Origin of the sequence: Ensifer sp. (genome assembly GCF_035999185.1) — a bacterium.
Taxonomy (GTDB): Bacteria; Pseudomonadota; Alphaproteobacteria; order Rhizobiales; family Rhizobiaceae; genus Ensifer.
In genome coordinates, this window is sequence record NZ_DASYHB010000102.1 from 1 (window position 1) to 22,595 (window position 22,595).

At 62.3% G+C, this 22,595-nt stretch carries 23 protein-coding genes, 1 tRNA gene and 1 riboswitch; of the genes, 15 read left to right on the plus strand and 9 right to left on the minus strand.

The features are described from left to right. Positions 1-28: 28 nt before the first annotated feature. The 6 genes from VGO04_RS11130 to phoB all read left to right on the plus strand — a co-directional run bounded on the left by VGO04_RS11130 (position 29) and on the right by phoB (position 6,441). Positions 29-1,063, plus strand: coding sequence for a substrate-binding domain-containing protein (locus tag VGO04_RS11130; RefSeq protein WP_327496020.1), 1,035 nt, complete (start codon positions 29-31; stop codon positions 1,061-1,063). A 96-nt stretch (positions 1,064-1,159) separates the two neighbouring features. Then, positions 1,160-2,644, plus strand: coding sequence for a phosphate ABC transporter permease subunit PstC (gene pstC, locus VGO04_RS11135; protein WP_327496021.1), 1,485 nt, complete (start codon positions 1,160-1,162; stop codon positions 2,642-2,644). Next, a complete protein-coding gene (pstA, locus tag VGO04_RS11140) occupies positions 2,641-3,963 on the plus strand; it encodes a phosphate ABC transporter permease PstA (protein WP_327496022.1) in 1,323 nt (440 codons plus the stop codon). Before pstC ends, pstA begins: the two co-directional genes overlap by 4 nt. Before the next feature lie 13 nt (positions 3,964-3,976). After that, positions 3,977-4,792 (plus strand): phosphate ABC transporter ATP-binding protein PstB, encoded by an 816-nt coding sequence (pstB, locus tag VGO04_RS11145; protein ID WP_327496023.1) that lies wholly within the window; start codon positions 3,977-3,979, stop codon positions 4,790-4,792. Positions 4,793-4,842: 50 nt separating this feature from the next. Continuing rightward, a complete protein-coding gene (gene phoU / locus VGO04_RS11150) occupies positions 4,843-5,556 on the plus strand; it encodes a phosphate signaling complex protein PhoU (protein ID WP_327496072.1) in 714 nt (237 codons plus the stop codon). Positions 5,557-5,757: 201 nt separating this feature from the next. Next, positions 5,758-6,441 (plus strand): phosphate regulon transcriptional regulator PhoB, encoded by a 684-nt coding sequence (gene phoB / locus VGO04_RS11155; RefSeq protein WP_327496024.1) that lies wholly within the window; start codon positions 5,758-5,760, stop codon positions 6,439-6,441. Between the two features lie 69 nt (positions 6,442-6,510). Here phoB and VGO04_RS11160 read toward each other — a convergent pair whose 3' ends face one another. Continuing rightward, complete coding sequence (locus tag VGO04_RS11160; RefSeq protein WP_327496025.1) at positions 6,511-7,035, minus strand: GcrA family cell cycle regulator; 525 nt, start codon at positions 7,033-7,035, stop codon at positions 6,511-6,513. Between the two features lie 422 nt (positions 7,036-7,457). On the opposite strand from VGO04_RS11160, the gene VGO04_RS11165 reads away from it, so the two are divergent. The 3 genes from VGO04_RS11165 (at position 7,458) to VGO04_RS11175 (ending at position 10,975) form a co-directional block, all read left to right on the plus strand. Beyond that, a complete protein-coding gene (locus tag VGO04_RS11165) occupies positions 7,458-8,657 on the plus strand; it encodes an aspartate aminotransferase family protein (protein ID WP_327496026.1) in 1,200 nt (399 codons plus the stop codon). A 99-nt stretch (positions 8,658-8,756) separates the two neighbouring features. Then, the gene (argF, locus tag VGO04_RS11170; protein WP_327496027.1) at positions 8,757-9,674 is read left to right on the plus strand and encodes an ornithine carbamoyltransferase; all 918 of its coding nucleotides are present in this window, start codon (positions 8,757-8,759) and stop codon (positions 9,672-9,674) included. A 311-nt stretch (positions 9,675-9,985) separates the two neighbouring features. After that, complete coding sequence (locus tag VGO04_RS11175) at positions 9,986-10,975, plus strand: Hsp33 family molecular chaperone (protein ID WP_327496028.1); 990 nt, start codon at positions 9,986-9,988, stop codon at positions 10,973-10,975. Between the two features lie 112 nt (positions 10,976-11,087). On the opposite strand, the gene apaG is transcribed toward VGO04_RS11175, so the two are convergent. Both apaG and VGO04_RS11185 read right to left on the minus strand, forming a co-directional pair. After that, complete coding sequence (apaG, locus tag VGO04_RS11180; protein WP_327496029.1) at positions 11,088-11,480, minus strand: Co2+/Mg2+ efflux protein ApaG; 393 nt, start codon at positions 11,478-11,480, stop codon at positions 11,088-11,090. 242 nt (positions 11,481-11,722) lie between these two features. Then, positions 11,723-12,907, minus strand: coding sequence for an O-succinylhomoserine sulfhydrylase (locus VGO04_RS11185; protein WP_327496030.1), 1,185 nt, complete (start codon positions 12,905-12,907; stop codon positions 11,723-11,725). A 45-nt stretch (positions 12,908-12,952) separates the two neighbouring features. After that, positions 12,953-13,031, minus strand: a riboswitch (SAM riboswitch). A 74-nt stretch (positions 13,032-13,105) separates the two neighbouring features. On the opposite strand from VGO04_RS11185, the gene VGO04_RS11190 reads away from it, so the two are divergent. The 3 genes from VGO04_RS11190 (at position 13,106) to VGO04_RS11200 (ending at position 15,318) form a co-directional block, all read left to right on the plus strand. Beyond that, positions 13,106-14,203 carry a 2'-deoxycytidine 5'-triphosphate deaminase gene (locus VGO04_RS11190; protein ID WP_327496031.1) on the plus strand — a complete coding sequence of 366 codons (1,098 nt, stop codon included), beginning with the start codon at positions 13,106-13,108 and terminating at the stop codon, positions 14,201-14,203. 71 nt (positions 14,204-14,274) lie between these two features. Beyond that, positions 14,275-14,349: transfer RNA gene (locus VGO04_RS11195), tRNA-Gly, on the plus strand. 135 nt (positions 14,350-14,484) lie between these two features. Further along, positions 14,485-15,318 carry a transporter substrate-binding domain-containing protein gene (locus VGO04_RS11200; RefSeq protein ID WP_327496032.1) on the plus strand — a complete coding sequence of 278 codons (834 nt, stop codon included), beginning with the start codon at positions 14,485-14,487 and terminating at the stop codon, positions 15,316-15,318. A 66-nt stretch (positions 15,319-15,384) separates the two neighbouring features. Here the strand turns inward: VGO04_RS11200 and VGO04_RS11205 are convergent, their stop codons facing one another. Genes VGO04_RS11205 through VGO04_RS11215 form a run of 3 tightly spaced genes read right to left on the minus strand, consistent with a single transcriptional unit; the run spans position 15,385 to position 17,359 of the window. Further along, positions 15,385-15,795 carry a tellurite resistance TerB family protein gene (locus VGO04_RS11205; protein ID WP_327496033.1) on the minus strand — a complete coding sequence of 137 codons (411 nt, stop codon included), beginning with the start codon at positions 15,793-15,795 and terminating at the stop codon, positions 15,385-15,387. 49 nt (positions 15,796-15,844) lie between these two features. Then, entirely contained in the window at positions 15,845-16,690 is an 846-nt protein-coding gene (locus VGO04_RS11210) for a thermonuclease family protein (protein ID WP_327496034.1), read from the minus strand. 12 nt (positions 16,691-16,702) lie between these two features. Beyond that, positions 16,703-17,359, minus strand: a complete 657-nt coding sequence (locus VGO04_RS11215) for a helix-turn-helix transcriptional regulator (protein WP_327496035.1) — start codon at positions 17,357-17,359, stop codon at positions 16,703-16,705. Positions 17,360-17,553: 194 nt separating this feature from the next. On the opposite strand from VGO04_RS11215, the gene VGO04_RS11220 reads away from it, so the two are divergent. Beyond that, complete coding sequence (locus tag VGO04_RS11220) at positions 17,554-18,630, plus strand: calcium:proton antiporter (protein WP_327496073.1); 1,077 nt, start codon at positions 17,554-17,556, stop codon at positions 18,628-18,630. A 48-nt stretch (positions 18,631-18,678) separates the two neighbouring features. On the opposite strand, the gene VGO04_RS11225 is transcribed toward VGO04_RS11220, so the two are convergent. Beyond that, positions 18,679-19,188, minus strand: coding sequence for a helix-turn-helix domain-containing protein (locus tag VGO04_RS11225; RefSeq protein ID WP_327496036.1), 510 nt, complete (start codon positions 19,186-19,188; stop codon positions 18,679-18,681). 135 nt (positions 19,189-19,323) lie between these two features. Here VGO04_RS11225 and VGO04_RS11230 point away from each other — a divergent pair, with 135 nt between their 5' ends. Next, positions 19,324-19,791 (plus strand): SRPBCC family protein, encoded by a 468-nt coding sequence (locus VGO04_RS11230; RefSeq protein WP_327496037.1) that lies wholly within the window; start codon positions 19,324-19,326, stop codon positions 19,789-19,791. A 49-nt stretch (positions 19,792-19,840) separates the two neighbouring features. Here VGO04_RS11230 and VGO04_RS11235 read toward each other — a convergent pair whose 3' ends face one another. Further along, positions 19,841-20,422 (minus strand): threonine transporter RhtB, encoded by a 582-nt coding sequence (locus VGO04_RS11235; protein ID WP_327496038.1) that lies wholly within the window; start codon positions 20,420-20,422, stop codon positions 19,841-19,843. 204 nt (positions 20,423-20,626) lie between these two features. On the opposite strand from VGO04_RS11235, the gene VGO04_RS11240 reads away from it, so the two are divergent. Then, the gene (locus VGO04_RS11240; RefSeq protein WP_327496039.1) at positions 20,627-21,511 is read left to right on the plus strand and encodes a DMT family transporter; all 885 of its coding nucleotides are present in this window, start codon (positions 20,627-20,629) and stop codon (positions 21,509-21,511) included. A 30-nt stretch (positions 21,512-21,541) separates the two neighbouring features. Here VGO04_RS11240 and VGO04_RS11245 read toward each other — a convergent pair whose 3' ends face one another. After that, positions 21,542-22,375 carry a methyltransferase domain-containing protein gene (locus tag VGO04_RS11245; protein ID WP_327496040.1) on the minus strand — a complete coding sequence of 278 codons (834 nt, stop codon included), beginning with the start codon at positions 22,373-22,375 and terminating at the stop codon, positions 21,542-21,544. Between the last annotated feature and the right edge of the window lie 220 nt (positions 22,376-22,595).

A 22,595-nucleotide genomic window follows, 5' to 3' on the forward strand; every position in this document is an offset into this window, starting at 1 on the left:
AACACAAGCCCATTCCGGGAGAACTTTTATGAAAGCTCTTAAACTCACTGTCGCGGCTCTCGTCGCGTCCGTCGCTTTTGCTGGCGCCGCCGCCGCTCGCGACCAGGTTCAGGTCGCAGGCTCCTCGACCGTTCTTCCCTATGCCAAGATCGTCGCCGAGACGTTCGGCGAGACCTTCCCGGACTTCAAGACCCCGGTCGTTGAATCGGGCGGTTCTTCTGCCGGCCTGAAGGAATTCTGCAAGGGCGTCGGCCCGGATACCATCGACATCGCCAACTCCTCGCGCAAGATCAAGGACAGCGAAGTCGAGGCCTGCAAGGCCGCTGGCGTCACTGAAATCCAGGAAATCAAGATCGGCTATGACGGTATCGTCTTCGCGACCGACGCCGGCAATGCCGACCTCGCTCTGAAGCCGGTCGATCTCTACAAGGCTCTGGCCGCAGAAGTCGTCGTCGACGGCAAGCTCGTCGCCAACCCCTACAAGAAGTGGTCGGACGTCAACGCCGAGCTTCCGGCTGTTGATATCGCCGCCTACATCCCGGGCGAAAAGCACGGCACCCGCGAAGTCTTCGAAGAGAAGATCCTCGCTGCAGGCTGCAAGGACGCTGGCGCGGTTGACGTGATCAAGGCTGCCGTTGCCGACGAAAAGCAGCAGCACAGCAAGTGCGTCGCCGTTCGCAAGGATGGCATGGCTGTTGATATCGACGGCGACTACACCGAAACGCTCGCCCGTATCTCCGCCAACAAGAACGGCATCGGCGTCTTCGGCCTGTCCTTCTACGAAAACAACGCCGACAAGCTGAAGGTCGCGACCGTCAACGGCATCGTACCGTCGACCGAAACGATCGCTTCCGGCGAATATCCGGTTTCGCGCCCGCTGTTCTTCTACGTCAAGAAGGCGCATCTCGGCGTTATCCCGGGCCTCAAGGAATATGTTGAGTTCTTCCTCGACGATCAGATGATCGGCCCGGAAAGCCCGCTCGCCGAATACGGCCTGGTTGCTGCTCCGGACGCTGAGCGCGAAGAGATCCGCAAGGCCTTCTCCGCCGGCAACATGCTCTGATAACGACAAGCCCCGGTGCGAGACCGCTCGCGCCGGGGCATGCCTCCACCCGATTTTGCCGGCGGCCATGACGGGCAACGCCGGGGAGACGTGCCAATGAGTACTTCGCTCCTTCTTTTGTTTATTGTTGTTATTGGTTTCATTGCCTATTTTTCCGGCCGCGCACGCTCGCTTGCGCTCTCCGGCGGCAAGCTCTCCAACCTTCATTCTCTGCCAGGCTATCATGGCAGCTACGTCGCCATCTGGGCGATGCTTCCGGCGGCGCTCGTACTCGCCGCCTGGCTGATCGCCGCTCCGGTCTACATTGACGCAAGCACCCGTGCGGCCCTGCCGGACAACGTGCAGAGCCAGGGCGCTGCCCCGGTCCAGCTTGCGCTCGGTCAGGTAAAGTCGGTTGCCGGCGGACTGCTGCGCTTGAGCGGCGAGGAAATCGCCGCACTCGAAAGTGGTGCCGCCAATCTTCGCTCGACGCTTGCCGCCAAGGGTGTTGCGCTCGCCGGCGAAGGCGAGCCTTACATGATAGCCGCTGCGCAACATTTCAACGCGATGAATGCGACCAACCGCTGGATTAAGACCGCTGTCGTTTTGCTGATCGCGATCGTTGGCGGCATCTACGCGATCCGTAACGTCACGACACGCTTCCGCGCCCGCAACCAGGTGGAGCGGGTCATCCTCGGCTCGCTGATTGTCGCTTCATCGATCGCCATCCTGACGACGGTCGGCATCGTTGCCTCGATGCTGTCCGAAGCAGGTCGTTTCTTCACGATGGTTTCGCCGTTCGAATTCTTCTTCGGCACGGTCTGGGACCCGCGCTTCGCCGCAGCAGGCAGCGGTGGCGCTTCGGGTCAGTTCGGCCTGATCCCGCTTCTTGCCGGCACGCTCTACATCGCCTTCGTCGCCATGCTCTTTGCCGTGCCGATCGGCCTTTTCGCCGCCATCTACATGGCGGAGTACGCCAGCCCGCGTCTGCGCTCGACCGCAAAGCCGCTGCTTGAAGTGCTCGCCGGCATCCCGACGATCGTCTACGGTTTCTTCGCGCTGGTGACCGTCGGTCCGTTCCTGCGCGACATCTCGGCCCAGCTGAACGGGCTTGTGACCGGCGACTATCAGAACTTCATTCAGGCGCAGAGCGTTCTCACGGCCGGCATCGTCATGGGCATCATGCTGATCCCGTTCGTGTCCTCGCTGTCGGACGACATCATCACGCAGGTGCCGCGGGCGCTGCGTGACGGTTCGCTCGGTCTCGGCGCCACCCGCTCTGAAACGGTCAAGAAGGTCATCCTTCCCGCAGCCTTGCCCGGTATCGTCGGCGCTCTGCTTTTGACCGCATCGCGCGCCGTCGGCGAGACGATGATCGTGGTGCTCGCAGCCGGCGTTGCCGCCCGCATGCAGATCAATCCCTTCGAGCCGATGACCACGGTGACCGTGAAGATCGTCAACCAGCTGACCGGTGACCTTGAATTCACCTCGCCGCAGACGCTGGTTGCCTTCGCGCTGGGCATCACGCTCTTCGTCATCACGCTCGGCCTCAACATTTACGCGCTCTACATCGTGCGCAAGTACCGGGAACAGTACGAATGACCGACATCGCTTCCTCGACCGTTCGGATTTCCACCCGTCCCGCATCCGCAAAGCGCGATATCGGCATCAAGCGCCGCTATGCTGCAGAACGCCGGTTCCGCGCCTACGGCATGGCCGCCATCAGCACGGGCCTCTTCTTCCTGGGCTTGCTGCTGTGGACCGTGGTTTCCAACGGCTACACCGCATTCCAGCAGACGACCGTCACCCTGCCGATCGAGTTCACCGAAAAGGTCATCGACCCCAAGGGTGAGCGCGCGACCGATGGCAAGGTGCTGATGACGGCCAATTACCCGCTGCTGGTGCGCGATGCGCTCGTCAAGCAGCTCGGCATCGACCCGAGCAAGCGACCGCTGGTCAAGCAGGCAACGGATATGATGTCAGCAAGCTCCCGCACGCTGCTGCGCGATATGGTCGTCGCCGACCCGTCGATCATCGGCAAGACCGTCCCGGTCACACTGCTCGCGGAAGCCAACATCGACTCCGCCTTCAAGGGCCAGATCGACCTCAAGGTCGAAGAGAGCAAGCGCAAGGTGAAGGACCAGCAGGTCACCTGGATGAACCAGTTGGCCGAGGCTGGCGTCCTGAAGAAAAGCTTCAACACCGGCATCTTCACCTTCGGCGCCTCCAGCCGTCCGGAAGCGGCCGGTGTCGGGGTTGCCGCACTCGGCTCGTTCTACATGATGCTGATCGTGCTGGTGCTGTCGCTGCCGATCGGCGTCGCCGCCTCGATCTATCTCGAGGAGTTCGCGCCGAAGAACCGGCTGACCGATCTGATCGAGGTCAACATCAACAACCTCGCGGCCGTTCCGTCGATCGTCTACGGTCTCCTGGGCCTTGCCGTCTTCATCAACTTCGCCGGCATGCCACGTTCGGCAGCCGTGGTCGGCGGCTTCGTGCTGACGCTGATGACGCTGCCGACGATCATCATCGCCACCCGTGCGGCTCTGAAGGCGGTTCCCCCGTCCATCCGCTCGGCGGCGCTTGGCCTCGGTGCCTCGAAGATGCAGACCATCTTCCATCACGTGCTGCCGCTGGCGATGCCCGGCATCCTGACCGGCACGATCATCGGTCTTGCCCACGCGCTTGGCGAAACCGCGCCGCTTCTCCTGATCGGCATGGTCGCCTTCGTCGTCGACTATCCCGGTTCGCCGATGGAGCCGTCGACTGCGCTGCCGGTGCAGATCTACATGTGGGCCAACGAGGCGGAACGCGCCTTCGTCGAGCGCACCTCCGGCGCGATCATCATTCTTCTCATCTTCCTCGTCGTCATGAACCTTGGCGCCATTCTGTTGCGACGTCGCTTTGAGCGCCGTTGGTAGTGAGGTAATTACTATGAACATCATGTCAGAAGCAGCCGTCGAGAAAGCCCTGGACCAGAAAATGAACACGGTTCCCTACAAGATGATCGGCAAGGATGTGTCGGTCTATTACGGCGAGAAGCGTGCGCTTTTCGACGTCAACCTCAACATCCGCGAAAACACGGTAACGGCGCTGATCGGCCCGTCCGGTTGTGGCAAGTCGACCTTCCTGCGCACGCTGAACCGCATGAACGACACCATCGAGAACTGCCGTGTCACCGGCAAGATCACGCTCGATGAGGACGACATCTACGATCCGACGATCGACGTCGTGGAACTGCGCGCACGCGTCGGCATGGTGTTCCAGAAGCCGAACCCGTTCCCGAAGTCGATCTATGAAAACGTCTCCTACGGCCCGCGCATCCACGGTCTTGCCCGCACCAAGGCGGACTTCGACGAGATCGTCGAAACCAGCCTGCAGAAGGCTGGTCTGTGGAACGAGGTGAAGGATCGCCTGCATGAGCCTGGCACCGGCCTGTCCGGTGGTCAGCAGCAGCGCCTGTGCATTGCGCGTGCCGTTGCCGTCAGCCCCGAAGTCATCCTCATGGATGAGCCCTGCTCGGCGCTCGACCCGATCGCGACCGCCAAGGTCGAGGAGCTCATCCACGAACTGCGCACGAACTTCACGATCGTCATCGTGACCCACTCGATGCAGCAGGCAGCCCGCGTTTCGCAGCGCACCGCCATGTTCCACCTCGGCAATCTCGTCGAGGAGAACGACACCGACAAGATGTTCACCAATCCGGATGACCAGCGCACCCAGGATTACATCATGGGCCGCTTCGGCTGAGGCCGGAACCGGCAGAAACCGAACCCGGAACGCGCTCGCAAGGATCGACGATCATGTCCATGCATATCATGTCTGCCTATGACGAAGAATTGAAATACCTGACCCGCCGTATCTCGGAGATGGGCGGTCTGGCCGAACAAATGGTCGCCGAATCCGTGCGCGCACTGGTCAATTCCGACCTGGCGCTGGCACAGAAGGTCATTTCGGACGACACCGTTCTCGACGACGCCGAGCGGCAGATCGGCGAGAAGGCGATCATCACCATCGCCAAGCGCCAGCCTGTCGCTGCTGACCTGCGCGAAATCATGGGGTCGATCCGCATCGCATCCGATCTGGAGCGCGTCGGCGACCTCGGCAAGAACAACGCCAAGCGCGTCATCGCGGTTGCCGGTTCCGGCATCCCGCGCAAGCTCGCCCGTGGCCTGGAGCATCTTGCCGAACTGGCCCTCGTGCAGCTCAAGGAAGTGCTCGACGTTTACGCATCGCGTTCGCCGGAGAAGGCCAACAGCATTCGCGAACGCGACGAGGAGATCGATGCGATCTACACCTCGTTGTTCCGCGAGCTTCTGACCTACATGATGGAAGATCCGCGCAACATCACACCCTGCACGCATCTTCTGTTCTGCGCCAAGAACATAGAGCGCATCGGCGACCACGCGACCAACATCGCCGAGACGATCTACTACATGGCGACGGGCGCGCAGCCGGAAGGCGAGCGTCCGAAGGATGACAACACGTCGACGCTGGGCTCCGTCAACGACTGAGCGCCCTGCGCGGCACCCGAATGCATGCCACTTGAATGCCATCTGGTCGCGGCTTTTGTCGCGGCCCCGATTTCCTGTATCTGAAGCATGCGGTTATTGCCCCGCCTTTGAAAACGGGGGCTGCGCTCCAGATTTAGAGTGTCTGAGTGCCTCGGCGGTCCAGGCGACCGCGCGGTGCTCTTGGTAAGGAGACGTTACCTGATGCTGCCAAAAATCGCCGTAGTCGAAGATGAAGAGGCGCTGAGCGTCCTGCTGCGTTACAACCTGGAAGCCGAAGGCTTCGACGTGGATACGATCCTCAGGGGTGATGAGGCGGAGATCCGGCTCCAGGAACGCCTGCCTGACCTGTTGATCCTCGACTGGATGCTTCCGGGCGTTTCGGGCATCGAGCTTTGCCGCCGCCTGCGCCAGCGCCCGGAGACGGAGCGGCTGCCGATCATCATGCTGACGGCACGCGGGGAAGAAAGCGAACGCGTCCGCGGTCTTGCGACCGGCGCCGACGACTACGTGGTCAAGCCTTTCTCCACGCCCGAACTGATGGCGCGGGTCAAGGCGATGCTCCGTCGGGCCAAGCCGGAGGTCCTTTCGACGCTGCTTCGCTGCGGCGATATCGAACTTGACCGCGAAACCCACCGTGTACATCGCCGCAGCCGTGAGGTTCGCCTTGGACCGACGGAATTCCGCCTGCTCGAGTTCCTGATGTCCTCGCCGGGCCGGGTGTTCTCACGCTCGCAGCTTCTGGACGGTGTCTGGGGCCATGACATCTATGTCGACGAGCGCACGGTCGACGTGCATGTCGGCCGCCTGCGCAAGGCGTTGAACTTCTCGAACATGCAGGACGTGATCCGCACGGTTCGTGGCGCCGGTTACTCGCTTGAAAGCTGAGCGCTCCAGCAACTGCCAACAAAAAAAGGGGCCGATCGGCCCCTTTTTTATGATCCGGTACGCGGGTTCTCAGCGAGCCCGGCGGCGTTCTGCCGACGGCTGGTAAGCAAGCCGTGCGTGGAACGTGCAGTAGGGCGAAGCTTCCGGAGAATCGTTGCCGCAGAAATGGAACTCTTCCTTCAGCGGGTCGCCGATCGGCCACTTGCAGGTGCGTTCGGTCAGCTGGGTCAGCTCGAGGCGTCGCGACATCGGCACAACAACGTCGGTCCGCGTGCTGTAATCCTGCTCGGCAACGAGATCGACTTCGATCTCTTCCTTGAGAACGACAGCGCCAGCAGGACGGGCAACCGGACGGGCAACAACGCGTGCGGCGTAGTTCGGTGCGCGCGGCGCCGAAGTCGGACGCTTCGGGCTCCGGGCTGCGGTGGCGGTGCTGCCGCCGGCCTTGGCGCGGCCGGGAAGGCTCAGGCGATGAACCTTGCCGATGACGGCGTTGCGGCTGACGCCGCCGAGCTGCGCCGCGATCTGGCTGGCGCTTAGGCCCTCCGACCAGAGCTTCTTCAGTTTTTCCACCCGCTCGTCAGTCCAGTTCATTTCTGCACTCTCCGTTCTCAGCGTTAGGGATGGCAGAATCCCTCACCGCACCCTGGCTGAACCCCGGGGTTGCAAACGCGATAACTCTTTTGGTGACTAGGTCCGCCGCATGCGTCTAGTAATTGAATGTTAACGTACTGACGGCCGGACTCCGTGGCAAGAGTCCCAGGAATCGCACCGAATCGATTTCGTAGTTTTCCCCAACTTGCTCGGCTGGCGTTGCATTTTTGCAAGCCCTTCCGCGTGATTTTTTCGCCACCGACAAACGGCCTTCTCTGCTGCGCTGCAAGGCTTGGTTTTGTTGACATTGCAGCGCGAAATGGGAATAGTGCCTGCGCCGCCGAAAGGCGGCATTTTTGATTTTTATCGGACCGCGCGAGACGCGGGATCGATGCCGACTGGAGTGAGAAGGAGAGCCTCGCATGACTGCAACCACGCCGCTTTACGATACCTACCTGCGCGCGCCGTTGCGTTTCGAGCGAGGAGAGGGCGTCTGGCTGATCGCCGAGGACGGCACGCGTTATCTCGACTTCGGCGCCGGCGTTGCCGTGAACGCGCTGGGCCACGCCCATCCGCATCTGGTCGAGGCGCTGAAGGCGCAGGCCGACAAGGTCTGGCACCTGTCCAACCTTTATGAAATCCCAGGTCAGGAAAGCCTCGGCCGCCGCCTGACGGCGGTGACCTTTGCCGACAAGGTCTTCTTCACCAATTCCGGTGCGGAGGCGCTCGAATGCGCCATCAAGACGGCGCGGCGCTACCATTTCTCCAAGGGTCATCCGGAGAAGTTCCACGTCATCACCTTCGAGGGCGCTTTCCACGGCCGGACCATTGCGACGATCGCCGCCGGTGGCCAGCAGAAGTACATCGAAGGCTTCGGCCCGAAGGCCCCGGGGTTCTACCAGGTTCCGTTCGGCGATCTCACCGCGGTCAAGAATGCGATCACCGAGGAAACGGCAGCGATCCTGATCGAGCCGATCCAGGGAGAGGGCGGGGTCCGCCCGGCAGCCAAGGAGTTCATGCAGGAGCTACGCGCGCTCTGCGACGAATTCGGCCTGCTTCTGATCCTTGACGAGGTCCAGACTGGCGTCGGCCGCACCGGCAAGCTGTTTGCCCACGAGTGGGCCGATATCCGTCCGGATATCATGGCAGTCGCCAAGGGTATCGGCGGCGGTTTCCCGTTCGGTGCTTGCCTTGCGACCGAAGAGGCGGCCTCTGGCATGGTGGCCGGCACGCATGGCTCCACCTATGGCGGCAATCCGCTGGCCATGGCTGTCGGCAACGCCGTGCTCGATATCGTGCTTGCGGACGGGTTCCTGACGCATGTGCGTGACGTTGCGCTGGTCTTCCGCCAAGGGCTCGCGTCGCTGCATGATCGCTACCCTGATGTCATCGAGGAAATTCGCGGCGACGGTTTGATGCTGGGCATCAAGGTGAAGGGCCCCTCGGCCGACCTGCTGAAGGCAATTCGCGCCGAGAAGCTTCTGGCCGTGCCGGCCGGTGAAAACGTACTGCGCTTGCTGCCGCCTCTAACGATTACGGCGGAGGAAGCCCGTGAGGGTCTGGCACGCATCGAGCGCGCGGCTGAAGCGGTAAGGAAGGCCAGCGGCAACGCCGCAGCCTGACGGATAGGGCCAAGACTGACACGATGTTAGAATGACCTGTGTGCGCACATGCCGCGAGCGTGGCGCACAAGGGTTCGATTTTTTGAGGAACCGAGTACGATGGCAGGCACCAGACATTTTCTCGATCTTTCGGCCATGACGGCCGCCGACCTTAGGACGATCATCGACGATGCTCGCGTCCGAAAGGCGGCGACCAAGGCCGGGACAGCCGAGAAGCCGCTTGCCGGCAAGATGCTGGCGATGATCTTCGAAAAGCCTTCCACCCGCACGCGCGTTTCCTTCGATGTCGGCATGCGCCAGCTCGGCGGCGAAACGCTGTTTCTGTCGGGTACCGAAATGCAGCTCGGTCGCGCCGAGACGATCGGCGACACTGCAAAAGTTCTGTCGCGCTACGTCGACGCCATCATGATCCGCACCACCGATCATCGTCGTCTGCTGGAACTGGCGGAGCATGCGACCGTGCCTGTCATCAACGGCCTCACCGACGACACCCATCCCTGCCAGATCATGGCTGACATCCTGACCTTCGAGGAGCATCGCGGCCCGGTGAAGGGCAAGACGATCGCCTGGACCGGCGATGGCAACAACGTCCTGCATTCGCTGATCGAGGGTTCGGCCCGCTTCGGCTACCGGATGAACATGGCCGTCCCGCTCGGCTCGGAGCCGCAGGACAAGTTCCTGAACTGGGCGCGCAACAATGGCGGTGAGATCCTGTTGTGCCACGACGCCGAACAGGCCGTCGCCAACGCCAATTGCGTGGTCACCGACACCTGGATCTCGATGAACCAGGAGCATCGCGCCCGCGGCCACAACGTCTTCCAGCCTTACCAGGTCAATGAAGCGCTGATGAAGCGCGCAGCGTCCGATGCGGTCTTCATGCACTGCCTGCCGGCGCACCGCGGCGAAGAGGTGACCGACGAGGTGATCGACGGCCCGCAGTCTGTGGTCTTCGACGAGGCCGAAAACCGGCTGCACGCACAGAAGTCGGTTATCGCCTGGTGCATGGGGCTCGTCTGAGCCGCCTGCGCCCGACCGGGATCGACTGCGGCAAAAGGCGTAGGCGCATGCGCTCCATTGAATATGGGGCGCGTCCGGCACGTGAACGCCGCTATTGACATTGATGATGTGCGACACGATCTAGGCGGCATACGAGCGCTGCTACAGACAGTGAGCGCGCAAACCGTCGAGGTGGTGCGTCGCAATGGCGACGGCACAAACCTGGTGGACAATCCGTTCATCGCGGGATCAAGTGAAACAGCGGGCACGTTGCGCCGGGGGATATGGATGTCCCTGGCGCGATCCGGCTGGCTGAAGGCAAGGAGCAAGACATGACCGACATGACGCCAGGGCTTGGTGAGTTCGACTTTGCCGGTGACGATCACGTTGTACCTTTCCAGGTGGAAGGCCTCGACGTGCGCGGCCGCGCCGTGCAGCTCGGCCCGATGCTTGACGCAATCCTCGAGCGCCACAACTATCCGCTTCCGGTCGCCCGTCTCGTGGCGGAAACGGTCGTGCTCACGGTTCTGCTCGGCACATCGCTGAAGTTCGAGGGCAAGCTGATCGTCCAGACCCAAGGCGACGGTCCGGTTGATCTGGTCGTTGCTGATTTCTCGACGCCGGATCGTGTGCGTGCCTATGCCCGTTATGACGCCGAAGCGCTCGCCGTCGCCGAAAAGGATGGCCGCACGCGCTCGCACGAACTGCTCGGCAAGGGCGTGCTCGCCTTCACCATCGACCAGGGCGCCCACACCCAGCGCTACCAGGGCATCGTGGCGCTCGACGGTGCGACGCTCGAAGAGATCGCCGGCGTCTATTTCCGCCAGTCGGAGCAGATTCCGACCAAGGTCAGGCTCGGCGTTGCCGAACTGCTCGACCGCGACGAAAGCGGCAAGCCGCGTCATCGTTGGCGCGCCGGCGGCATGGTCGCCCAGTTCCTGCCGGAAGCGCCCGAGCGCATGCGCCAGCCGGACCTCTCCGGCGGCGATGGCGACAACGGCGAGAATGCCTTCGAGGACGACGATCTCTGGGCGGAAGCCAAGGTGATGGTCGAGACGATCGACATGGACGAGCTGACCGACCCGATGGTTGGAACCGAACGGCTGCTCTATCGCCTGTTCCACGAGCGCGGCGTTCGCGTCTATGAACCGCAGGCGGTTTACGATCGTTGCAGCTGCTCGCGCGAGAAGCTTCGCTCGGTGCTGTCCAACCTGAATACGGAAGACCTCGAAAGCACCATCGACGATGGCGAGGTCAAGGTCACCTGCGAGTTCTGCTCGACGACCTATCGCTTCGAGGCAAGCGAGGTTCGTCCGCAGTAGGACGGGTTCGCCGGTACAACGGAGAAACGGGAAGCACACGGACATTCCGCGCGCTTCCCGTTTTCGTTTTTTTGGCGGGCACCGTCAACGAGGGCGGCAGCTGCCAGGTGTTTTAGTTCAGCGTTCGCACCAAGCCTGGTGAATCGAGCGAGAAGGCTGGAATGGCGACGTTGAAGATCTCTCCGCCCTCGGCTTCCATGCTGTAATGACCGAACATCACGCCGGACGGCGTATCCAGCGGGCAGCCGGAGGAATACTCGTAGGTGTCGCCGGGATTGAGCAAGGGCTGCTCGCCGATCACGCCGGGACCGCTGACCTCGTCGACCTGTCCATTCTCGTCTGTAATGTGCCAGTAGCGGGTCATCAATCGGACGGCTGCGCCCGAATGGTTGGAGATGACGATGCGATAGCCCCAGACATAGCGGCCGTCATCCGGATCCGATTGCTCTTCGAGATAGTACGGCTCCACCGTAACTTCTATGTCGCGGGTCAAAGCGCGATACATGGGCAACACCTTGCTTCAGGTCTTTCAGGGTATTCTACAGCAAGATGGTTTCGTCAAGAATAACGGCAAGATTGTGCGTGGCCATTCTGGGGCAGGGGCTTGCGGCAACGCGATCGGGCCTTCGGGAAGATCATATCCCGTTGATTTTTATCCGGTTTTCGCGGCCATAGGGCAGTGGCGCTAAGATTGCTGGAGGTGATAAGCGGCCGCCGCCTGTTGCGGCGGCCGCGTTTTCGATCGTGTCAGGCTTTGACGGCCTTGAGCGCGCGGGCGAAATCTTCCACCACGTCGTCGCTGTCCTCGATGCCGGCCGAGAAGCGCACAGTGCCGGCGGAAATGCCGAGTTCTTCGCGGGCTTCGTCGGTCAGGTTCTTGTGCGTGGTCGTCGCCGGATGGGTGATCAGGCTCTTGCTGTCGCCGAGATTGTTGGAGATGCGGACGATCTCAAGCGCGTTCTGCAGGGCGAAGGCGGCATCCTTGCCGCCCTTCAGCTCGAAGGCGACGAGGGTGGAGCCGCCGGTCATCTGCTTGGCGATAATGTCGGCCTGCGGATGGTCCTTGCGGCCGGGGTAGATGACCCTGGCGACCTGCGGTTGCTCGGCCAGGAAGTCGGCGACCCGGCGTGCGGTTTCCGTCTGCTGCTTGACGCGCAGCGGCAGGGTTTCGATGCCCTTCAGCAGTGTCCAGGCGTTGAACGGCGACATGGCGGGGCCGGTGTGGCGGAAGTAGTCGTGCAGGTTCTCGTTGATCCATTCCTTGTCGGAAAGCACGACGCCGCCGAGGCAGCGGCCCTGGCCGTCGATATGCTTGGTCGCGGAATAGACGACGATGTGGGCGCCGAGTTCCAGCGGCTTCTGGAAGAGCGGAGTCGCAAAGACGTTGTCGACGACAACCTTGGCGCCGATCTGGTTGGCGAGCTTGGCGACGCCGGCAATGTCGATCACTTCGAGCGTCGGGTTCGTCGGGCTTTCCAGGAAGAAGACTTTGGTGTTCTTCTGGATCGCCTTTTCCCAGTTCTTGAGGTCGCGACCGTCGACCAGCGTGCATTCGATGCCGTACTTTGGCGCCAGCGTCTCGACCACCCAGCGGCAGGAGCCGAAGAGGGCGCGGGCCGCGACGATGTGGTCGCCGGCTTTCAGCTGGCAGAGGATGGCAGCGGTCACCGCGGCCATGCCCGATGCGGTGGCGCGCGCGTCTTCAGCGCCTTCCAGCATGCACATGCGCTTTTCGAACATGTCGTTGGTCGGGCTGCCGTAGCGGGCGTAGATGAAGCCTTCGGTTTCGCCCTTGAAGCGGGCTTCGGCCGCTTCCGATGTGTCATAGACGAAACCCTGGGTGAGGAAGATCGCCTCGGACGTCTCGCCGTGCTGGGAGCGGGTCGTTCCGCCGTGGACGAGTTGGGTTGCCGGGCGCCAGTTCTTGCTCATGTGACGATCACCTTCAAAAACAAAAAACCGGCCGCGTAAACGGGCCGGTTTTGACACCCGGCCTTTTTAGCTACTTGTTTAACGTGGCTGCAAGCCGACCGGCCAAATCACCACGGGATAAAGCTTCAATACTGCTAGGGTGCGCTTGCGTCAATTCCTGGAGTTTGGTTTTGTCTCGCAACTGGAAAGAGGACTGCAATGGCCCGCAATACTGGGATTTTGGCCGACCGCGCGATCGCCGCGCTGTTCGAAACGGGACGCCTGAAGAGCGAAAAGCCGCTGGATGCCGACCAGATCCAGCCGGCAAGTCTCGACCTGCGCCTTGGCGCCAAGGCTTTCCGCGTGCGCGCCAGCTTCATGCCGGGCCCCTCGCATCTCGTCGCCGACAAGCTCGACCGGTTGAAGCTGCATGTGGTCGACCTCTCCGATGGTGCTGTCCTTGAAACCGGCTGCGTCTACATCGTGCCGCTGATGGAGAGCCTGGAACTGCCTGCGGGCATGTCGGCCTCAGCCAATCCGAAGAGCTCGACCGGCCGCCTCGATATCTTCACCCGCGTCATTACCGACCGCGCCCAGGAGTTCGACAAGATCCCCGCCGGCTACAGCGGCCCGCTCTATCTCGAAATCAGCCCGCGCACCTTCCCGATCGTGGTGCGCCGCGGCTCGCGCCTGTCGCAGATCCGCTTCCGCATGGGGCAATCTATCCTGTCGGAGCAGGAGCTGCAGGCCTTGCACGACAGCGACACGCTGGTGGCGAGCGAGCGGCCAAACGTCAGCGGCGGCGGCATTGCGCTGTCGATCGATCTCAAGGGTACCGGGCCCGAGGGGCTGATCGGCTATCGCGGCAAGCACCACACGGCTGTCATCGACGTCGACAAGAAGGCCCAGCACGCGATCTTCGATTTCTGGGAGCCGCTCTACAGCCGCGGTCGCGACGAACTGATCCTCGATCCGGACGAGTTCTACATCCTGGTGTCGCGCGAGGCCGTGCACGTTCCGCCGCTCTACGCCGCCGAGATGACGCCCTTCGACCCCTTGGTCGGCGAGTTCCGCGTGCACTATGCCGGCTTCTTCGATCCAGGTTTCGGCCACGCGTCGGCTGGCGGCAGCGGCAGCCGCGCGGTGCTCGAAGTGCGTAGCCACGAGGTGCCGTTCATCCTCGAACACGGGCAGATCGTGGGGCGCCTGATCTATGAACATATGCTGGAGCACCCGGACGGTCTTTATGGGACCGGCCTCGGCTCCAACTACCAGGCTCAGGGCCTGAAGCTCTCCAAGCATTTCCGCGCGGAGTGACGGGTTTTCCCCGCGCCTCTGCGGAAGGGCGCTTGACAGATCGCCCCGGTTCGGGAAATTTCGGGGGCATTGCGGGTGTAGTTCAGTGGTAGAACGCCAGCTTCCCAAGCTTGATGTCGTCGGTTCGATCCCGATCACCCGCTCCACTTCTTCCTGATCACCGATTTGCTGCACCTTTCCAAGGGCTGGCCAGTTGCGCTGCGGACGGTTAGTTTGCCGCTCGATGAATCATCCGCGGTTCTATGGGCCGCATCAGACACATGAGGCGCGCCGGCCCTGCCATGAGAGTTTTTTCCCTGCTCGCCCTTTGTGCGTCCTTGATCGCGACCCCGCTTGCGGCCCAGCCCAAGGATCTGCCCATCCTCTTCGATCAGCGTGAGCGTATTGCAAAGCCAGACCTGACCGGCCTTGCCCGGCTGCGCTTTCTGACGACGGTGGACTTTCCGCCGTTCAACTTCATCGACCAATCAGGAAAACTCTCCGGCCTCCATGTCGATCTGGTGCGCGAAATCTGCCGCGAACTCGATATCGAGGCCAAGTGCCAGATCCAGGCCGTGACCTACGCGGAACTCCTGCCGGCGCTGGAAGAGGGGCAGGGCGAGGCGGTTGCAGCCGGCATTGCCGTCGGCCCGGAACTGCGCCAGCGTTTCGGCATTTCGCGCGCGTTCATGCGGCTTCCGGCACGCTTCGCGACTAACGCCAAGGCGGCCGGCGCGATTGCGGCGCCAAAGGATCTCAAGGGAAAGCCGGTGGGTGTCGTCGCGGGAACGACGCATGAGGCCATGTTCAAGGCGTTCTTCCCGACGTTCGAGGCGAAGGTGTTTCCGGATCGCGACGCGATGCTGACAGCGTTGCAGAAGGGCGAGGTGCCGGCGGTCTTTTCCGATGGCATGCAGCTTTCCTTCTGGATCTCGGGCACGACTGCCGGCGGCTGCTGCGCGCTCGTCGATGGTGCCTATTTCTCTCAGCGCTTTCTTGGTGAGGGACTGACGATCATGAACCGCAAGTCCGAGCCGGCCCTGACCCAGGCGATCGACCATGCGCTGCTGGCGCTGTCGCGCAGCGGCCGGCTTGAGGAAATCTATCTGCGCTATTTCCCGAACGGGATCTACTGAAGCCGCCGCGACTAAATATCAGAGAGTTAGATCGTTTTGATTGTTTCTATGAAACAATGAAGTGGGCTAGCGGCGGAAACGGGCAAGCGCGCCGCGCTCGATGGCAGCGCAGGTCAGCTTGTCGAGGCCGAGGCGGTCGCGCAGCAGCTGGAGCAGGCGGATCTCTTCGTTGCGGATGCGCTGGTCGGCTGCAGCGATCTCGACGGCGAGCGCATAGGCCGTCTCGTGGAATTTTTCAGGAAGCGCCTCGCGTACGATTTCGAGCATGATATCCAGACCCTCCGGCGCTGCCAGCTGGGCGGAACATTCATGGCCGATGTGGACGAGGCTGTCTTCGTCGAAGCCGTCGAAGACGGGCAGGAACTGCACCAGCCGGCCGATCCGGGTGAACTCGTCGTCGCTCATCTCGCGGTCGACCGCCGACATCATCACCATGACATAGACAAGGGCTTCGTGGTGGCTGAGGCTGGGCAGCATCGAACGTTCCGCTGTTGGACGGTTGAAAGCTGGGAATTGCAGCGGCTGTTTACAAGTCCGGCTGCAGGGCGTCCATACCCGTTCCCACGGTCGGATCGTCAAAGGTCATCGGCGTGTGGTTGAGATCGCGCGGGTCGTCGCCATAAAAGCCAAGCTTTGCCTTGCGCGCCGCATCGGCGTGTTTTTCAAGCGATGAGCCGGCAAGGGGCATCGCCCAGCCGTTCTCGACAAGCCAGGTTGCGAGGTCCTGCCCGCCGAGCGTGCAAGACGCCGTGGCCGACGGGCCGGCATTGCCCTCGGGCAGGTCGCAACTGAGCGCCCGTGCGCGCAGAAAGTTGCGAAACGCTGTCCGTGCGACAGCTCCGCAGGGCCAGCTTTTACCGGCACTTTCGCAGGTCCTGTCCGCCTGCTCGGGCTCGATGCCGTCGATCTGCACTGTGAGCTTGTCGAACTGGATCACGCCGGCCGCGATGGCCACGGGACGATAGAGGACCGTCGGCCCGGCCTTCGCCTGCTTGGGGTCCTGCTTCGACGAGGGGGTCTGCGGCTCTATCCGCTCGAGCGGTGCGCTCGTCACCGCACCTGAGCCACCGAACTGCTGCGGCTCGACGGCAAGCGCACTCGTTTCTGTCGTCGAATTACCGTTGGGGTCGCTCGCCGGCGCGCCTCCGCCGACGCCACCACCCGACGATCCAAGATCCAGTGGAACGTCGTTGTCTTCTTCCGCCTGATCCGGCGGCGGCTCAAGGTCCGACATGTCGGGCGTTTCTAGCACGAGCTCGGGAGCGGCAGCGCTTTCTCGGTCGCGGATGGCGCCCGCGCCTGCATAAAGGATGCCGGTGAAAAGAGCGATCGCGGCGATGCCGCCGGCAAGGGTATAGATTTGCTGGCGCATCAGGAAGTCGTCCTACTGGCTTGCCCAGATGACACGGGCGATCCATTCGATCTGGTTGGTCTCGAAGCTCCGGTTCGGATGCTCGGGATTGAGAGAGAGGAGTTCGATCATTTGGGGTGTCTGACGCGTCAGGATCTTGGCCATGACCTCGCCGTCACGGGTCTTGACCACCACGCGGTCGCCGCGCCTGATCTGTGCGCCGGGATCGACGATGAGCGTGTCGCCGTCGCGATAGAGCGGCAGCATGCTGTCGCCCTGAACTTCGAGCGCGTAGACGCCTGCGCGGCGCTCCGCTGTCGTCGGAAAGTCGATGACGTCCCAGCCCTGGCCGGCGGGAAAGCCGCCATCATCGAAGAAGCCGCCTGCACCGGCCTGGGCAAAACCGATCAGCGGTATGGTCGCGCTGGCCACCGGAGCGGAGGTCGCCACCGGTGCGCCGACCGTGTTTAACAGGCTCGTGAACTGGTCGATCGTGGCGCCGGTCGCCTCCAGCACCTTGGCGATCGATTCGGTCGAGGGCCAGCGCTCCCGTCCGTCGGCAGACCGACGCTTGGACTTGTTGAACGAGGTCGGGTCGAGGCCGGCGCGGCGCGCGAGACCGGATGGCGAGAGCTGGTAGCGCTCGGCCAATGCATCGATAGCGTGCCAGATCGTGCCGTGGGACAACATGCCGAAAGATCCGGGCCAGATGGGCGGCCATTTGTGGGTTCATTCGAACGCTACCCTATCGAAACGCCGGGTTGGGGTAAAGAATCGGAAGGAAAATAGTCCTTTTCCGATCATTTGCTTTGGGGACTGCTGACCCTATAGTTCCTGTTACGGGCAGGCCGGGCTTTCGGTGGAGGGGCGTCTTTTTGGCACGGATGAGATCGGAGCGCCTGCTGATCGTTGCGGTCGCGGCCGCGTTTGCCGGATTTGCGGTGGAGCATCAGCTGCTTGCGATGGGCCGGTCGGCAGCGCTTCTCGGTGCGGCCGGACTGGTCGTGGCGATCGTGCTTGCCTCGCTGCGCGTCTCCCACCATGCCGAAGTGCTGGCGTCAAAGGTTGGCGATCCTTATGGCACCATGATCCTGACGCTTTCGGCCGTTCTGGTCGAGGTGGTGGTGCTGGCGATCATGATGACGAGTGAGGCGTCGCCGACGCTGGTGCGCGATACGATCTATGCCGCCGTCATGCTGGATATCAACGGGATCCTTGGCCTTGCCGCTCTGCTCGGCGGGCTGAAGCATGGCGAACAGCCCTACAACGACGATTCCGCCCGCACCTACAGCGTCATGATCCTGACGGCGATGGGCATCTCGATGATCGTTCCGGAATTCGTGCCGGCATCGAAATGGCATTTGTACTCGGCTTTCACCATTGGCGCGATGATCACGCTCTACGCGCTGTTCCTGCGCATGCAGGTGGGCGTGCACAGCTATTTCTTCAGCTACAGCTATCCGAAGGCAAAAGTCGAAGGCAGCGTAGCGCAGGGCGACGTCGACCAGCCGGTGCTGCCTTCGATCTTGACCCTGATCTTCGGTATCGTGGTGATCGGCGTGCTGGCCGAAACGATGTCGGTGCTGCTGACGTCGGGCCTGAAGGGGAGCGGTGCGCCGCCGGCCATTGCCGCCATCGTGGTTGCGGCGATCTCCGCTTCGCCGGAGATCATGACCGCCATGCGCGCGGCACTCGCCAACCGCATGCAGGCGGTCGTCAACATCGCCCTCGGGGCATCGCTTTCGACGGTCATTCTCACCGTCCCGGTGATGGAGGCGATCGCGCTTTATACCGGTCAGCCATTCCTGATGGCGATGTCGCCGGTGCAGACCGTGATGGTGGCGATCACCCTGATCGTGGCCGCAATCAACCTCAATGACGGCCAGACCAACGCCATCGAGGGCATGACGCATTTCGTGCTGTTTGCGACCTTTGTGATGCTCTCGGCGATCGGGCTTTGACCGCCGCTTCAGAGCGCTCACCTATCCGCGTCTGACCGCGCTTGCCGGTCAGCCGTTTGCTCGTGTCGCGCGGTTGCGGGCGACAACCTCTTCGTAGGCGGCCTGCAACGTCGCGCGAACCCGCGGCGGTCCGTCGAGCGGTTTGCCAAGGTGATCCCGTCGCAACTCGTCCATGAAGCGGTCCCAGAGTTCGGGACCACCGTTTTCCATCAGTTCGGCCCGAATGCTGAGTTCCTCGCTGACCGGTAGGTATCGACGCCCCCAGGCGCCGAGCTGGGCCATGATCGGCACCAGCGCGATCGTCATCTCGGTCAGGCTGTAGATCGCCTTCTGCTTGTGGCTGGGATCGTCGGCCTTGGTCAGCATGCCTTGCTCGACCAGCATCTTCAGCCGGTCCGCCAGGATGTTGGACGATATGCCTTCCTGGGATCGCAGCAGTTCCCGGAAGTGCCGTTTGCCGCCGAAGATCATGTCGCGAATGATCAGCAGGCTCCATTTGTCGCCGAACACTTCCAGCGAAAGATTGATCGGGCAACCCGAGCGAATGTCGTCCTTCATTGGCACCTCTTCAAAACCGCTTGCATTATCGCATCAGTGGCGTTAGCGTGCAACTGCTTTCATTTTCATAGCGGTTTTGAAAAGAAACCAGTTAGGCCAGAGCCAGCGGTTTCGCCACCAGAGGAGACGAGGAAGATGACCGACAGATCCGTAGAACATCAGAGCTTCACCATCGAGCGTAGCTTCAAGGCGACGCCTGAGCAGGTGTTCAGGGCGTTCTCCGAACCGGCGGCGAAGGAGCGCTGGTTCGTCAATGTCGAGGCCGGAGCCAAAATGACCCACGACTTCCGCGTCGGCGGGCAGGAGAGTGGTCGCTTCAGCCAGGACGATGGAACGACCTATTACGACGACACCATCTATCTCGACATCGTCGAGAACATCAGGATCATCTTCGCCTACACGATGACGGAGAACGACCGGAAGATCTCCGCTTCGGTCGCGACGGTTGACATTCAGCCTGACGGTAACGGCACGCGCCTCGTCTTTACCGAGCAGGTCGCCTTCCTCGACGGGCTCGACAAGCTTGAGTATCGCCGTGGCGGCTGGGAGTCCCTGATGGGCGCGCTGGCAAAGGAGCTCGGCGAAGCGACCGTTTCCGCGTAATTCAAGGCTTAGGAAATCCCCGAAGACCTTTGCCGGACCTCGGGGATTTTCAATGCATGGCGGCGATCGCGCTGCCGGCGATTCCGACCGAAAACAGCGTGAGGCAGACGGCTGCGATCCGCCGCGGCAGATGCGAGGCCGACAAGCTCTTCGACATCTGCACCATCACGGCGCCAGCGGCGATCCAGGTGGATCCCACGGTAAGAACGAGCAAGGAAAAACCAGCAATCCAGGGTGTGACTGCAGCCAGCCCCGCTTGCGGCAAAAGCACGAGCGCGACGATCAACGCCTTGGGATTGAGCAGCGTCGTGACGAAGACCTGCCGGATGGAAATGACCATGCCTTCGCTACGCTCGGCATCGGTCGTCCACAGTGCATAGGCGAGATAGAACACCCAGCAGGCGGCGACGAGCCTCAGCGCGAGGCCGAGCTGCGGGTGCGCAGCAAGGAACGGCGCCAGAAGAGCGACGGCCGGAATGATGACACCGAGATAGCCGCCGAGTTCGCCGGTAAGCAGCGGCAGCGAGCGGCGGAAGCCCACCGACGCGCCGGACAGCCACAGAAGCGTGTTTGTCGGTCCCGGCGTCGCGAGCAGGACGAGGGCGGCGAGGGCGAAGGCGAGCGGCTGCATATCTTTGGACCTGTTTCGTGGCCGTTATCGTCGCCTTCTACCAGCGGCGCAAGGCCAGGCTCTTGATCTCCATCAAGCAGTATCTAGGGTCATCGCAAGAAATCGCCACAGCGACTGGTTTGGATGGCTCTTCCGCGTCGACCGTGACCGCGCTATCAGACGGGCTCCGCCGCTCTTTCTCCCGCCGGCGCGATCGAGGCTTCCATGAACAAGACCGTATTGTCAGGCATCGTCATGACGACGTTTTCCTATTTCCTGTTTTCGCTTCAGGATGCGTCGGTCAAATGGCTGGTCGTCGGTTACTCGGTCTGGCAGATCCTGTTTACCCGCAGCATCACCATTCTCCTGCTCTGCCTCGTCATCGGTCGCGGCAAGCTGGTGCGCGATGCCGTCGCGTCGCCGGTGGTCAAGCCGTTGTTCGTACGCAATCTGCTTCTGCTTGCCGCCTGGCTGTCCTACTTCAACGCGGCGCGCGATCTCGGCCTCGCCGAGATGACGACACTCTATTACGCAGCGCCGATCATCGTAACGCTGCTTGCCGTGCCTGTTTTGAAAGAGGATGTCCCGCCGATCCGCTGGTTTGCCGTCCTCGTCGGCTTTATCGGCGTGCTTGTCGCCTGTGACCCGCTCGGCACCGGCATGAAATTGTCACTGCCCGTGGTTCTGGCGCTGATGGCTGCCGTCTTCTGGGCGATCGGCACGGTGATGTTGCGAAAGACAGCACTTCAGGAAACGACGTTGGTGCAGATGACCATCTCCAACGTCTTCTTCATCGCTATGACCGGGCTTGCCGTCGGCTTCTTCTGGACGCCACCGGCGCTCTTCGACGTGGCGTTGATGGCAGGCACCGGGGTCATCGCAGGCATCGCGCAATACGCCTTGTTCGAGGGCATGCGTCGCGCGCCGATCTCGGTGATCGCGCCGTTCGAATATACGTCGCTTGTCTGGGCCTTCGGCCTCGGCTTCCTGATCTGGGGTGACGTGCCCGCGACAAACGTCTTTGCCGGCGCCGGCCTGATCTTTGCGGCGGGGTTGCTGATCATCGTCGGTGAGCGTCTCGCCCACCGGCGCGCCGGAGCTGCGGCCTGATTGGGGCGCGGGTCCTGACGGAACGCCGTCTCATGCTTTGATGACGAGCGCCTCAGGCACACGGCCGGTCAGACGAAAGAACAGATGTGACGTCACCAGCACGTTCGGGTCGGCAAGATGACGGTCGAGCGCCGCCAGATCGGCCTCGAGCTCCGCCTTTTCGATGAAGCCTTCGCCGACCAGCCTGTCGCGGACATTGTTGATGAAGTCCCGAAGAATTGGCCGACGGTCATGACCCGGCGGATAGACGTGCTCGACGGCGTCGACGGAAATCGCTTCGACACCCGCTTCGCGAAACAGCCGATGCACGCGGCGGCCGATGTGAAGGTCTATGCCTCTTGCGGCGGAGTAAGCGATGTAGGCGGCAAGCAGTCGGTCCCAGGCGGCAAGCGGCGGGTCGCAGATGTGTCCGAGAAAATCGGCCTCGAAGCTCGCGATCCAGCCGCCCGGTTTTACCAGCGACGCCATTTCGAGCACGATCAGCTCCGGCCGCGGCACGTTGACGAGCACCAGCCGCATGTGGGCACCGTCAAACGAGCGGCGCGGCAGGCCCGTGGCATAGGCATCGCCCTCGCGCACTTCCACCTGGGGCAGCGCGTGGCCGGCGACGAAACGGCGGGCAAGCTCGACAAAATGCGGGTCGCGCTCGATGCCGAGCACCGAGCCTGTGGGGCCGACACGCTTGCCGAGGAGATGCAGCACGCCACCGGGGCCGCAACCGAGATCGACGACACGCTCGCCCGGCCGGATGCCGACCCTTTCGAGTTGCTGGTCGGAGTCAGGCGCGAGATTGGCGATCTGTCGTTTCAGACGTTCTTCCTCGGGCTCTGCGCGCCCAAGCAGATAGAGATCAGGCTCGCTCATCGCGTGTCCCCCTCTGATCCCGCAAAGGATGCGCCTCGTGCCTGTGGTCGTCAATCAGAAGATGCTGATAAGCTTAATGCCCGCGAGGTCATCAAGCGAAACTCGGCGGTTCGGAGGTCCTGTCGCGTCGCTCCGCCGATCGTCCCGGCGATTTCGAACGGGCTGATCTAGCATCGCAACTGTAACAAGCTGATGGCTGCCAGGATGGTGGCGTTGAAAC